General features: G+C 73.5%; 16 protein-coding genes. 2 read left to right on the top strand and 14 right to left on the bottom strand.

What is annotated here, in order from left to right; genetic code table 11:
- Positions 1-44: 44 nt before the first annotated feature.
- Genes B4K29_RS12760 through mshA form a run of 3 tightly spaced genes read right to left on the bottom strand, consistent with a single transcriptional unit; the run spans position 45 to position 2,680 of the window.
- A complete protein-coding gene (locus B4K29_RS12760; RefSeq protein WP_019286965.1) occupies positions 45-788 on the bottom strand; it encodes a phosphoglyceromutase in 744 nt (247 codons plus the stop codon).
- A 9-nt stretch (positions 789-797) separates the two neighbouring features.
- Entirely contained in the window at positions 798-1,433 is a 636-nt protein-coding gene (locus B4K29_RS12755) for a YbjN domain-containing protein (protein ID WP_376783703.1), read from the bottom strand.
- Positions 1,430-2,680 (bottom strand): D-inositol-3-phosphate glycosyltransferase, encoded by a 1,251-nt coding sequence (gene mshA / locus B4K29_RS12750; protein WP_286967570.1) that lies wholly within the window; start codon positions 2,678-2,680, stop codon positions 1,430-1,432. The genes B4K29_RS12755 and mshA overlap by 4 nt, the downstream gene beginning before the upstream one ends.
- Positions 2,681-2,832: 152 nt before the next feature.
- Between mshA and B4K29_RS12745 the strand changes: the two genes are divergently transcribed.
- On the top strand, positions 2,833-3,624 hold the full coding sequence (locus tag B4K29_RS12745; RefSeq protein ID WP_286967568.1) for a class I SAM-dependent methyltransferase: 792 nt from the start codon (positions 2,833-2,835) through the stop codon (positions 3,622-3,624).
- 89 nt (positions 3,625-3,713) lie between these two features.
- Here B4K29_RS12745 and B4K29_RS12740 read toward each other — a convergent pair whose 3' ends face one another.
- Positions 3,714-4,793, bottom strand: coding sequence for a LacI family DNA-binding transcriptional regulator (locus tag B4K29_RS12740; protein ID WP_286967566.1), 1,080 nt, complete (start codon positions 4,791-4,793; stop codon positions 3,714-3,716).
- Between the two features lie 139 nt (positions 4,794-4,932).
- On the opposite strand from B4K29_RS12740, the gene B4K29_RS12735 reads away from it, so the two are divergent.
- On the top strand, positions 4,933-6,126 hold the full coding sequence (locus B4K29_RS12735) for an MFS transporter (protein ID WP_286960175.1): 1,194 nt from the start codon (positions 4,933-4,935) through the stop codon (positions 6,124-6,126).
- A gap of 70 nt (positions 6,127-6,196) precedes the next feature.
- Here B4K29_RS12735 and B4K29_RS12730 read toward each other — a convergent pair whose 3' ends face one another.
- From B4K29_RS12730 to B4K29_RS12685, 10 genes are all read right to left on the bottom strand, one after another.
- A complete protein-coding gene (locus B4K29_RS12730) occupies positions 6,197-7,015 on the bottom strand; it encodes an alpha/beta fold hydrolase (RefSeq protein ID WP_286967565.1) in 819 nt (272 codons plus the stop codon).
- On the bottom strand, positions 7,009-7,326 hold the full coding sequence (locus B4K29_RS12725; RefSeq protein ID WP_019286958.1) for a DUF2516 family protein: 318 nt from the start codon (positions 7,324-7,326) through the stop codon (positions 7,009-7,011). Before B4K29_RS12725 ends, B4K29_RS12730 begins: the two co-directional genes overlap by 7 nt.
- A gap of 17 nt (positions 7,327-7,343) precedes the next feature.
- Complete coding sequence (gene dtd / locus B4K29_RS12720) at positions 7,344-7,769, bottom strand: D-aminoacyl-tRNA deacylase (protein ID WP_239261386.1); 426 nt, start codon at positions 7,767-7,769, stop codon at positions 7,344-7,346.
- 46 nt (positions 7,770-7,815) lie between these two features.
- On the bottom strand, positions 7,816-8,751 hold the full coding sequence (locus tag B4K29_RS12715) for a hypothetical protein (protein ID WP_239261384.1): 936 nt from the start codon (positions 8,749-8,751) through the stop codon (positions 7,816-7,818).
- Positions 8,748-9,269 carry a helix-turn-helix domain-containing protein gene (locus B4K29_RS12710; RefSeq protein ID WP_286967564.1) on the bottom strand — a complete coding sequence of 174 codons (522 nt, stop codon included), beginning with the start codon at positions 9,267-9,269 and terminating at the stop codon, positions 8,748-8,750. The genes B4K29_RS12715 and B4K29_RS12710 overlap by 4 nt, the downstream gene beginning before the upstream one ends.
- A 54-nt stretch (positions 9,270-9,323) precedes the next feature.
- Positions 9,324-10,148: a 3-keto-5-aminohexanoate cleavage protein gene (locus B4K29_RS12705; protein WP_019286955.1), complete on the bottom strand. Its 825-nt coding sequence runs from the start codon at positions 10,146-10,148 to the stop codon at positions 9,324-9,326.
- A gap of 46 nt (positions 10,149-10,194) precedes the next feature.
- Positions 10,195-11,238: a YgfZ/GcvT domain-containing protein gene (locus tag B4K29_RS12700; RefSeq protein WP_239261382.1), complete on the bottom strand. Its 1,044-nt coding sequence runs from the start codon at positions 11,236-11,238 to the stop codon at positions 10,195-10,197.
- Positions 11,210-11,710, bottom strand: coding sequence for a Fur family transcriptional regulator (locus B4K29_RS12695; protein ID WP_286967562.1), 501 nt, complete (start codon positions 11,708-11,710; stop codon positions 11,210-11,212). Before B4K29_RS12695 ends, B4K29_RS12700 begins: the two co-directional genes overlap by 29 nt.
- Entirely contained in the window at positions 11,707-12,210 is a 504-nt protein-coding gene (locus tag B4K29_RS12690; RefSeq protein ID WP_029211044.1) for an FABP family protein, read from the bottom strand. Before B4K29_RS12690 ends, B4K29_RS12695 begins: the two co-directional genes overlap by 4 nt.
- 42 nt (positions 12,211-12,252) lie before the next feature.
- Positions 12,253-12,480 (bottom strand): hypothetical protein (locus B4K29_RS12685; protein ID WP_286967561.1); only part of this gene is annotated, 228 nt, incomplete at its 5' end.

The following is a 12,480-nucleotide window of genomic DNA, read 5'->3' as shown; positions in this document are numbered from 1 at the left end:
CAGCCAACGTGCCAACCCGGGCGGGTGTGACTACCTGAGGTAGGTCACTTGCCCTGGTTGGCGACGGCCTCCGCGGCGGCCTTGGCGGCCTCGGGGTCGAGGTACTCGCCGCCGGGGACGGTGGGCTTGAGCGACTCGTCGAGGCGGTAGACCAGCGGCATGCCGGTCGGGATGTTGAGGCCGGCGATGTCGTCGTCGCTGATGCCGTCGAGGTGCTTGACCAGGGCGCGCAGCGAGTTGCCGTGCGCGGCGACCAGCACGGTCTTGCCGTCCTTGAGGTCCGGGACGATGTCGGACTCCCAGTAGGGGATCATCCGGGCGACGACGTCCTTGAGGCACTCGGTCTTGGGCATCGCGTCACCGAGGTCGGCGTAGCGCGGGTCCCCGGCCTGGCTGAACTCGTTGTCGTCGGCGATCTCCGGCGGCGGGGTGTCGTAGGAGCGGCGCCAGAGCATGAACTGCTCCTCGCCGTACTGCTCCTTGGTCTGCTTCTTGTCCTTGCCCTGCAGGTCGCCGTAGTGGCGCTCGTTGAGGCGCCAGGACCGCTTGACCGGGATCCAGTGGCGGTCGCACTCGTTGAGGGCGGCGTTGGCGGTGTTGATCGCGCGACGCAGCAGCGAGGTGTGCAGGATGTCCGGCAGCAGCTCGGCGTCCTTGAGCTGCGTGCCGCCGGAGACGGCCTCGGCGCGGCCCTTGTCGGACAGCTCGACGTCAACCCAGCCGGTGAAGAGGTTCTTGGCGTTCCACTCGCTCTCGCCGTGGCGCAGGAGGATCAGCGTGTAGGTCATGCTCCGACCCTATCCTTCGTGGACGGAGCCCTCACCCGGTGCCTCGCCCTGCGGACCGGTGTCCAGGATGTGGCGGAAGGCGTCGAGGTTGCGGGTCGACTCGCCCCGCGAGATCCGCCACGCCCACTCCTTGCGCATCGAGGTGATGAAGCCGATCTCCAGCAGCTCGTCGAAGGGCTCGTCGGCCGCCTCGAGGACGGTGCCGAGCAGCTGGTCGAGGTAGGCCTCGTCCACCCCGGCGAGCGGGACGTGCGAGGTGACGTAGACGTCTCCCGAAGCGTCGATGGCGTAGGCCACGCCCGCCATCCGCAGGTTGCGCCGCAGCAGGGTGCGGTAGAACCGCTCGTGCGCCTCGTCGGCGTTGCGGATCACGAACGCGCTGCCGGATAGGCCGCGCTCGCGCACCAGCAGGGACAGCACGGTCTTGAGCTTGTGCTCCCCCGGCAGCGTCACCACGACCTCGCCCTCGCGCGCCCCGCGCTCCCACTCGAGCTCCTGCCCGGTGACGAAGGCCTCGACGGCGGCGAGCACCTTGGCGGTGTCAGAGGTGTCGGAGGTGTCAGAGGTGTCGGGGTCGGCAGGGCTGGATGCAGGGCTGGTGGTGAGGCTGGTGGTGGGGCTGCTGCTGTGCACGTCGTCGGTCACGAGGCCAGGCTACGTCGTCGGGCGAGGACGTCCTGATAGACGGCGACCAGCCGGTCGGTGGTCGCCTCCCACGAGAACGCCTCGGCGTGCCGGGCGGCTCGAGCCCGTATGCCGGGGAGGTCGCCGTGGTCGAGCAGCGACGCGATGGCGTCGGCCCAGGCACGCGGGTCGTGCCCGTCCACGAGCACGCCCGCGTCACCGACCGCCGTCGGGAGGCCACCCACGCGGGTGGCCGCGAGGGGCGCGCCGCACGCCAGCGCCTCGACGGCGACCAGCCCGAAGGACTCGTTGTAGGACGGGACGGTAACCACGTCGGCCGCCCGGAACCAGTCCGCCAGCTCGGCGCGGGTGCTCTGCTGGTGCCAGACCATGTGGTCGCCCACCCCGAGCTCGGCGGCCAGGCGTCGCAGGAACTCCGGGTCGCCATACCCGCCCCCGCTGTCACCGCCGAGGACGGCGACGCGCAGCCGTGGCCGCAGCTCGGGACGACGGGAGAGCAGCTCGGCGGCGGCGCGGACGAGGACGTCCGGGGCCTTGAGCGGCTGGATCCGCCCGACGAACAGCAGCAGCACCGCGTCCGACGGCAGCCCCAGCCGGGCTCGTGCCTCGCCCTGGTCGCCCGGGTGGAAGACGTCGAGGTCGACGCCCGGGGGGACGACGGCGACGCGGTGGGGCGCAGCGTCATACAGCTCGATCAGCTCGCGGCGCTCGATCTCGGTGTTGGCGACCAGGTGGTCGGCGGCCGCGACGACCTGCTCCTCGCCGATCTCACGACCGGGAGGCTCGGGCGAGTCCCCTTGGGCCAGCTGGAGATTCTTGACCTTGGCCATCGTGTGCATGCTGTGGACGAGGGGCACCTGCCAGCGGTCGGCGGCCAGCCAGCCCACCTGCCCGGACAGCCAGTAGTGCGAGTGGACGAGGTCGTAGTGCCCCTCGGGGTTCATCGCCTCGGTGCGCATGACCCCGGCGGCGAAGGCGCACAGCTGGCCGGGGAGGTCCATCTTGCCGAGACCCTCGAAGGGGCCGGCGGTGACGTGGCGGACGGTGACGCCGTCGTCGAGCCGGACGGCGGGCGCCTGGCGACCCGAGGTGGCGCGGGTGAAGACGTCGACCTCGATGCCGCGGCACGCGAGGCGGCGGGCGGTCTCGGCGACGTAGACGTTCATGCCGCCGGCGTCACCTCGGCCCGGCGTCGCGAGGGGTGACGTGTGGACGCTCAGCATCGCGACGCGGTGCAGCCCGGGCATGAGACCTCCGTGGGTGACGACGGGTGGCGTGCCGACGGAGACGCCGAGCGCTGCCGCTCGCGACAACCGGCCGGTGCCGGGCGGCATTCCCCTCGTGCGGGGCAGCGCGCGTGGATGTCCGGGGCGGGGTGGGCGCGACCTAGGCTGGACCGGTGGCCCGCACCTCCCCCATCGGCACCGTGACGCGCGGGACGACCAACCCCAACCGGCTGCGGCGCTGCGACCGCTGGCTGGCCGGCCCGCAGGCCTGGCGGCTGAGGTCGGCGGCCGCGTCTCCGATCGCGGTCGACCTCGGGTATGGCGCCTCCCCCGTCACCGCGGTCGAGCTGCACGAGCGGCTGTCGGCCGTGCGGCCGGACGTGCGCGTCGTGGGCATCGAGATCGAGCCGTCCCGCGTGGAGCTCGGTCGGCCGCTGGAGGTGCGGGGGCTGTCCTTCCGCCTGGGCGGGTTCGAGGTGCCCCTGGACGGCGAGTCCGCCACGGTGGTGCGGGCGTTCAACGTGCTGCGGCAGTACTCCGAGGAAGAGGTCCCGGACGCGTGGCGCCGGCTGTGCTCGCGCCTCACGCCCGACGGGCTGCTGGTGGACGGGACCTGCGACGAGATCGGGCGGCTCGCGTCATGGGCCACCCTCGACCGCTCGGGTCCGCTGTCTCTGACCTGCTCGTGGCACCTGCGGGGCCTGGTCCGGCCCGGTGTGGTGGCCGAGCGGCTGCCCAAGGCGCTGATCCACCGCAACGTGCCGGGCGAGCGGGTCCACGACTGGCTCTCCGCGGTCGACGCGGAGTGGGCCCGGCAGGCGCCGCTGGCGAGCTATGGGGCGCGACAGAGGTTCGTGGCGGTGGCGCGCGGGCTGCGTGAGGCGGGGTGGCCGCTGCTCGACGGGCCGGCCCGGTGGCGGCTGGGCGAGCTCACGGTGGCGTGGTCCGCGGTCGCCCCGTCCTGATCCGCCTGGCTTCGTCACACCGGCCCGGCTTCGTCATACCTACCTCAGGTCGTCACATCGGCCTGGCGTGCCACGTCGGGCGAGTGTGACTACCTCGGGTAGGTCGTGGTGCCGAGGCGGAGATGGGTCGGGTGCTCCTCGTCGGGCACGTCCTCGCCGTCGAGGAGGCGCCGCACCATGTCACCGAGATGGCGCCCCTTGCCCCGCCCGTCCTGCTCCACCGTCGTGAGCCGCCCCTCGAACCACGGCAGCTCGACACCGTCGAAGCCCACGACGCTCAGGTCCTGCGGCACCGACAACCCCCGGTCGGCCGCCGCGCGGATCACCCCGGCCGCCAGCAGGTCCGACTGGGCCACCACGGCGGTGGGGCGCGGCGAGACGTCGAGCAGGAGCGCGGCCGCCTCGGCCGCGCCGTCGATCGACAGGCTCGCCGACTGCACCATCGGGCGGTCCGGGCCCATCCGGTCGACGAACGCCAGCGCCCGGTCCCGCGCGTCCGGGTAGGTCGCCGCCTCGATGTCCGCCACCGTCACCGGTCCGGTGCGAGCGCCGGGATCCAGCGGCATGGCCAGCATCGCGACGTCCCGGTGGCCGAGCTCGAGCAGGTGGTCGACCAGGGCGGCGGTGGCGCCGCGGTCGTCGATGCGCAGCTGCACGACCCGGTCGTCGGCCGGGGCGCCCGTGCCGAGCATCGGGATCCCCCGGGCGGCCACCTGGTCGACGAGCGCGGAGGTGGCGGGACCGCACAGGGCGAACACCAGCGCGTCCAGCGCCTGTCCCGCCACGAGGCGGGCCGCGTGGGAGGCCTCCCCCGGCGCCTCCGGCACGAGCAGCATCCCCATCCCGAGCTCGTCGAGCGCCTGGCCGAGGCCGTCCAGCACGGAGACGGCGTAGGGGTCCTGGAAGGCATAGCCGAGCGTCCCCTCGAGGTGCACCCCGACCACCCCCGACCGCCCGTGCCGCAGCGACGAGGCGAGGGGGTCGGGCCCGGCATACCCGAGGGCCTCGGCCGCCTCGCGCACCCGCTCCGCCGTCGCCGGGGAGACGCCCTGCTTGCCGCTGTAGACGAGCGACGCGGTCGAGATCGACACGCCCGCCTGGTCGGCCACCTCGCGGAGGGTGGGCCGGCGCTGGGGCGAGCGCGTCGTGGATTGACCGGTCCGTGCCATGTCGGCAAACTAATCGAAACGATTCGATCGAATCGATTCGATTCGATCGCACCCCGCAGCGATGCTCCAGACGCCAGGCCCCACCGCCGTATGACGCCGCCGAGCCACGGCCAGACCACACCATCCCGGAGGACCTCACATGACCACCACGACCCTGTCCCCCGAGCGCGTGCGCCAGGCCGTGTGGGCCGTGGTGGCGGTCTTCGCGGTCAACGGCATGGGCTTCGCCACCTGGTCGTCCCGGATCCCCGCCATCAAGTCCTCGCTCGGGCTCGACCCCGGCCAGCTGGGCGTGCTCCTGATGTGCGTGTCGGCGGGCTCCCTGCTGGGCCTCCCCGCCGCGGGCAGCATCACGGCCCGCATCGGTGCCGTCCGCACGGTCATGTCCGGGCTCGCGGTGTTCTGCGTCGGGCTGGTGGTCCTCGGCGTCGGCACCGACCTCGCGCACTCGGCGATCGTGGCAGGGGTCGGGTTGTTCCTCGTCGGCCTCGGCATCGGCACCTGGGACGTCTCGATGAACATCGAGGGCGCAGCGGTCGAGCAGCACCTCGGGCGCGCGATCATGCCGTGGTTCCACGCCGCGTTCAGCGGCGGCACGGTGCTGATGGCGCTCGCCGCGGCGGGCCTCGCCTGGGCCGGCGTCCCGGTCTGGGTGCACCTCACCGGCGTGGCGCTGCTGTGGCCGCTGCTCGGCTGGCTGTCCGTCCGCGGCTTCCTCCCCCGTGCGGTGGAGGAGGCGGACACCGAGGCCACCGACGACGAGGCCCGCCCGTCCAGCACCTCCGCGTGGCGCGAGCCGCGCACCCTGCTCATCGGCGTCGTCGTGCTCGTCGCCGCCATGACCGAGGGCACCGCCAACGACTGGGTGTCCGTCGCGCTCGTCGAGGGCTACGACCTGCCGCAGTGGGCCGGGATCCTCGGCTTCGCGACCTTCCTCAGCGCCATGACGATCGGACGCCTGCTGGGCACCTCCGCGCTGGACCGCTACGGCCGGGTGCCGGTGCTGCGCGTGCTGTTCGTGATGGCCGCGATCGGCTCGCTGGTGGTCGTCTTCGGCGGACCGGTCCTGGCCTTCGTCGGCGCAGCGATCTGGGGCGTGGGAGCCAGCCTCGGCTTCCCGGTCGGTATGTCGGCCGCCAGCGACGACCCTCGTCGGGCCGCGGTGCGGGTGAGCGTCGTCTCGACGATCGGCTACCTGGCGTTCCTCGCCGGCCCGCCGTTCCTGGGCTTCCTGGGCAACCACGTCGGGGTCCTGCACTCGCTGCTGCTGGTCGGCGGTCTCGCCGTGATCGCCCTGCTGCTGGTCCCCGTGACCCGCGAGCAGCGCGACTGACGCGACTGACGCGACTGACGCGACTGTGCGGACGGTGCGGACGGTGCGGACGGGCAGCTGGCGACCAGGGTCAGGAGCTCAGGAAGCCGCTGACCAGGGTCCGCACCGTCGCCCGGTGGGCCCACAGCAGCCCGCCCGCCGGGAGCACCTCGACCCGGGCCTGCGGCAGCAGCTCGCCCAGCCGGCGCGCGACCGAGGCGGGGTGGATCACGTCGTCCTCCTGGCCGACCACCAGCACCGGGACCGTCACCCGCGCCAGGAGTGCCACGTCCGGCACCGCGACCTGACCGGGGACCGTCGTGAGCGCACGTCCGATCCCCACCGCGCTGAGCCGCCCCGCGACGACCTCGTCGGCCATCTGCTCCGCCCAGGCGTCCGCCGCCGCGCCCGGGGCAGCCGACCCCACGCCGCCGTCCCCCCGGTAGAACTCGACGGCGGCCGCGCGGTCCCCCTCGGCGATGCGGCGGCCCAGCCGCTGCAGCTCGTCGACGCCCGGTCCCCGGCGTGGCCGGTCGAGCCCCGCGGGCAGCACCAGCACCACCCGCTCGAAGCGGTCGGGATCGTCGCAGAGCAGGCGCAGCAGCGCGCCCGCGCCCAGGCTGACCCCCAGCGCGCGCGTGGCCCCCACCTCGTCGGCGACGGTCCGCAGCTCGGCGGCCAGGTCGGCATACGACCAGGGCAGGTCGGGCACGACCGACCGCCCGTGTCCCCGGAAGTGGAAGAAGGTGCGCGCCCCGCGCACCCCCGATGCGAAGGGCCGCGTCGTGTCGATGGAGGAGCCGGCGCCGTGCGCAAAGACCGTCGCCGGCTCGCCGCGGCCGACGGTGAGCAGGTCGAGGGGGCCGGCCGGGCCGGCCACCTGCGCCAGGCGACCGGCGGGGGTCACCACGGGCCGTAGGGACCGTCCTGACGTCCCCGGCCCTGGACCCGCTGGAGGGCCGGGCGGACGTCGACCCAGTAGACGATGATGGCGATGGCGGCCAGCAGGCCGAGCAGGTGCAGCACGCCGAAGGCCCCCGCGACCAGCGTCGCCACCACGATGATCGCCAGCCAGGCGCCCTTGGAGAGCTTGCTGGCCGCCGGGAACGCGTCCGGACGCGTCATGGCGACCTGGATGCACCCGACCACGCCGGCGACGACGGCCGCGAGCTGGAGCAGGGTGGCCACCAGGCCTTGGAAGGAGAAGGTCAGCTGGTCCACGGGGGTCAGCCTACGGCTCAGACCTCCACGATCACCGTGAACGGACCGTCGTTGACCGAGGCGACGTCCATCATCGCGCCGAACCTGCCGGTCTCGACGGTCACGCCGACGGCCCGGACGGCGGCCACGACCTGGTCGAATACCGGCTCCGCCACCGGGCCCGGTGCCGCCGCGCTCCAGGACGGTCGACGCCCCTTGCGCACGTCGCCGTAGAGCGTGAACTGGCTGACCAGCAGCACCGGGGCCCCCACGTCGAGGACCGAGCGCTCGTCCCGCAGGATCCGCAGCTCGGTGAGCTTGCGGGCCATCGTCGCGACCTGGTCCGGCCCGTCGTCGTGGGTCACGCCGAGCAGGACGAGCAGTCCCGGCTCGGTGATCTGCCCGACGACCTCGCCCTCGACGACGACGCTGGCGGCGGTCACGCGGGAGACGACGGCACGCACGCAGGAGACTCCTCGAGGTGGGGGTGCGGGTGGTGGCTGGGCGGCGTCAGGACTGAGCGGCCTCGTCGACGGACGCCTGGACCGGGGCGGAGGTCGTCGTGCCCGTCGCCGGAGCCGTCTCGGTCGCGGCGGCGTTGCCCGAGGACGCGGCGACCGGGTCCGCAGCCTTGCGCGAGGGACGGGTGGACGCCTTGCGCGCCGTCGTCGAGGGCGACTTGCGGGCCGAGGTGGTGCCGCTGCCCGACTCGCCGGCGGCGGCCTTGGTGGTGACCGACGCGCGCGAGGGGCGCTTCGAGGCGGGCTTGGTGGCCGCCTTGGGCGAGCTGGACGACGCCGAGGACACCGAGGACGCAGGCGACGTGGCCGAGGCGTCGGTCGGCGTGACGTCCTCGACGGTCGTGGCGCGCCGGGTGGTGCGGCGGCGCGGGGTCGCGGGCGCGTCCTTGGCGCCGGCAGCGGCGGCGGCGGCCCGGACGTTCTTGGCGGGCGCCGTCTCGGGCTGCTCGCCCTCGACGACCGTGCCCTTGACGGTGACGGCGGCGCTGTCCTTGCGTCCCATCGCCTTGTCGGCGAAGCCCTTGACGGTGGCGGCGGTCCCGGCGGCCACCTTGACGGTGGACTCGGCCCGCGCGGTGGCCTCCTTGACGCGCTTGTCCTCGCGGATGTCCTGCACGCCCTGGCCGACGACGCGCTGGCCGCGACGGGCCATCTCGTCATACGCGTGCGAGGCGAGGCTCGCGACGGTGAGTCCCTGGTTGAGGGCCTGCTCGGGAGCGTCCTGGGCGGCCTTGCCGGCCTTGGCGGCGGCCTCCTGGGCGTCGGCGCCGGCCTTGGCGACGCGGTCCTCGAGGTCCCTGCGGACCTGGTCGGCCAGGACCTCGACCTGGGCCAGCGTCTTCTTGAGCTGCTCGATCGCCAGGTCGGCGGCACCGACGGCGGCATAGACGGGTGCGGCTGTGGGCTTCTTGCGGGACGGGCTCATCGGGTGCTCCTCGTGCGTCGGGTCGTTGCGTGTGCTCGGACGGGTGGGGTCGGGGGCGGGTCGGCCTCGTCGGTCGGCTCGGTGGACTGGATGGACTCGGTGGACTGGGTGGACTCGGTGGCCTCGGAGAACTGGTGGTAGAGGTCCACCAGGGTGCGCCGCTGGCGAGCGCTCAGCCCCGGGTCAGCGGTGATGGCGTCGACGACGGTCGGGAGGCCCGGATGCCGACCGTCACGGGCGTCCGCGTGGCCCTGGGGATCGGAGCCGTCGCGCGGCCCGTCGAGGAAGCCGGCGCGGACGTAGAGCGACTCCGCAGAGATCTGCAGCCCCTTGGCCAGGGCGTTGAGGATCTCGGCGGAGGGGTGGCGCAGGCCGCGCTCGATCTGGGAGAGATAGGGGTTGCTCACCCCCGCGAGCTCCGAGAGCTGGCGCAGGCTGAGCTGGGCCGCCTCGCGCTGCTCGCGCAAGTAGGCACCGAGATCCGTGACGTGGATCCGGGAGACGGGTAGCCGTGCCATGTCTCTCAGTATGCTTGCAGTTGCAAGCACAGGGCAACTCTGGCAAGCAGTGAGTCACGCCACGCGCAGCAGGGCGCGCGCCTCGGCCGCCGTCATCGCGGGGCGCTGCATCAGCTCGGCGAGCCGCACGGCCCGCTCGACCAGCTGCACGTTGTGCTCGACCTTGACCCCGCGCGCGAGCAGGAGGTTGTCCTCCATGCCGACCCGCAGGTGGCCGCCGGCCGCGAGCGTCGTCGCCATGATCGGCAGGTGGCCCCGGCCGATGCCGGTGGCGGACCACGAGGTCGTCTCCGGGGGCAGCGCCGCCACGCCGGCCAGGAGCGCCTGCGGCGTCGCCGGAGCGGCCCCGGGCACGCCGAGGACGAAGTCGCAGTGCACCGCACCCCCGTGGGGCAGGCCGCACTCGTCGATCAGCCGCCGTAGCGCGTGCACGTGCCCGAGGTCGAACAGCTCGAACTCCGGCACCACCCCGAGGTCCTGCGCCTTGACGTAGAGGTCGCGCATGAAGGGATAGGGGTTGAGGAAGGTCCCGTCGCCGAAGTTGGTGGTGCCGCAGGTGAGCGAGCAGGAGTCGGGGCCGGCGTCGAGGACCGCCAGGCGCGCCTCGAAGGGGTCGGTGATCGCGCCCCCGGTCGACAGCTGCACGATCAGGTCCGTCGCCTCGCGCAGGGCAGCCACCGTCTCGGTCAGCCGGCCCACGTCGAGCGTGGGCTCGTGCCGGTCGTCGCGGACGTGCACGTGGATCAGGCGCGCGCCAGCGTCCTCGCAGCGGCGCGCCGTCTCGACGAGCTCGTCGAGGGTGGTCGGCAGCGTGGGCACGTCGGTCTTGCTGGACTCGGCCCCGGTGGTGGCCACGGTGATGAGCGTCGACGCTGACATGGACCCATCGTGGCACAACCACGACAGATCGTCCCGGACAGGGTCGTCAGCGCGGCACGATCTCCTGCTGAGACGCACTGATGCCGGAGATCGTGAGGTCGACGTCGGTCGGGGTGTTGCGCTTGAGGACGACCAGCCCGATGGGCCCGTCCTCGTGGTGCCGCGCCACGGAGGTCAGCCGGCCCACGACCCGGCCCTCGACCTCGACGGCGGCGTCCCGCTCGGGGAGCACGTGCCCGGAGCCGTCCAGGTGGACGAACGCGAGACGACGCGGCGGCCGGCCGAGGTTGTGGACGCGAGCCACGGTCTCCTGACCCCGGTAGCACCCCTTGTGCAGGTGCACGGCCGTGCGGAGCCAGTCGAGCTCGTGGGCGATCGTGCGGTGGTCGGTCTCGAAGCCCAGCCGCGGGCGCCACGCGGCCACGCGCAGCGCCTCGGCGGCCCAGGTCCCCGCGAGCGGGCGGTCCGACATACGAGCCACGAGCTCTCCCCGGGGCACGATCACCTCGCGCCAGGCGCGCTCCTCCCCCGGGTGGCCGACGATCGGGCCGTATGGCGCCGAGTCCGGCCCCATCAGCGGCCAGGGGTCGCACCAGGTCGGCGGCTCGCCCTCCGCGCCCTCGCTGCGGATGGGCTCGCCGACCACGGCATACCGGTCGGTGACGTCCGTGACCTCGACCCGCAGCATGAACTGCATCGAGCGCAGCCACGCCACCAGGGCCGGCGCCGTGCCGGGCTCGACGGTGATCCAGGTGGTCTCGCCGTCGTCGACGAGGTGCAGGGCGTGCTCGACGTGACCCTTGGGGCTGAGGACCAGGTCCTCGGCCGAGGTGCGCGCGGCCAGCGTCGAGACGTGCTGGGTGGTGATGGAGTGCAGCCAGGTGAGCCGGTCCGGCCCCGTGACCGTCACGACCCCGCGGTGGGACAGGTCGACGGCGGCGAGCCCCTCGACGAGGAGCCGCTGCTCGCGCAGGGGGTCGCCGTGGTGGGCCGCGACGCCGGCGTCCTCACGGTCTCCCGCGACGGCGCCGGGGCGGTCGAGCAGGGGCGAGCGGTAGGTCTCAGGCCCGGTGCTGGTGGGTGTGGTCATGCTGGTCGGTCCCTCCCTGGTCGGGGATATCGGTGCGGCCCGGTGCGCAGCGCGCGCACCAGCCGTGCACCGGCAGGTGGCGCAGGTCGGCCACGAAGCCGTCGCGGTCGTAGACCGCCTCGGCCAGCTCGTCGGCCACCGCGAGGGGTGCCTCGGTGATGGCGCCGCACCCGTTGCACACGAGGTGCAGGTGCGTCGCGTGCTGGACGAGGTGGTATGTCGGGGCGCCCTCGGTCAGCCGGGTCGCCGCGACGACGCCCAGCTCGGTCAGGGTGTCGAGGTTGCGGTAGATGGTCGACAGCGGGAGCGCGTCTCCCCCGTCGCCGTCCACCTCGCGCGACAGCTGGTCCGGGGTCGTGTGCTGCAGGCGGCCGATCGCCGCGAGGACGCGCCGACGCTGCGACGTGACCCGCAGGCCGTGGTTGCGAAAGATCGCGTCGACGTCGGCCGGGTCGTGCGGGGACGGGGTCAAGAGACCCTCTTGAGCTGCGCCGACAGGTGCGTCTGCAGGGCGTGGCCCTCGGCCGCCATGTCCATGGCCCAGAACAGCTCGCCGTTGACGTAGCCGTACATCCGCGAGCCGGCGGAGTACTCCTTGGCGTGCGGGGAGCGCATGACGCCGTCGGTCTTCATGATCAGGCGGGCGGGCTCGACGGTGCCGTAGTACATCTCGACGATGCCGGTGCTGTGCGCCAGGAGCAGCTCGCACTCCTTGGACTCCTCACCCACGGGGCGCAGGAACCCGAGCTCGGTGGCGCGGGGGCGGACCTTCTGCCCCTGCTCGTCGAGCTCCCAGGTGTGGGAGTGCCACTCCAGGAAGGGGCGGCCGTCGTGGCGGATCTCGAGCTCCTGCCCGAACCGGCCGTCCTCGATCGTCGGGTAGGAGAAGAGACCGACGCCCTCCCAGCGTCCGATCATCCAGGCGAGGGGCAGCAGCTCGGAGGGCAGGTCGGTGGGGATCTCGAAAGGCACGTCCCCGACTCTACCGCCGACGGGCCGCGCCGGGCCTCCCCGTCAGGGTGCCAGGAGGTGGCGGGCGGCCGTCTCGACGAGCGGGCCGACGACCAGGACGGAGGCGACCCCGCTCACCGCCTGCGCACGCAGGCTGACCAGGGCGGGCAGCGGGGCGAGGACGACGCGGAGCGCCAGGCTCGCGGCGGCGCACGCCGCACCGAGCAGCGCGCACCACGGCAGCGAGGCGTCGACCAGGGCTCCGACGACCCCGCCGGCGACGGCACCGGC

Source organism: Arsenicicoccus sp. UBA6765 (assembly GCF_002453335.1).
In the GTDB taxonomy this organism is placed as follows: domain Bacteria; phylum Actinomycetota; class Actinomycetes; order Actinomycetales; family Dermatophilaceae; genus Arsenicicoccus; species Arsenicicoccus bolidensis.
This window is presented reverse-complemented; position numbering and strand designations above follow the sequence as displayed.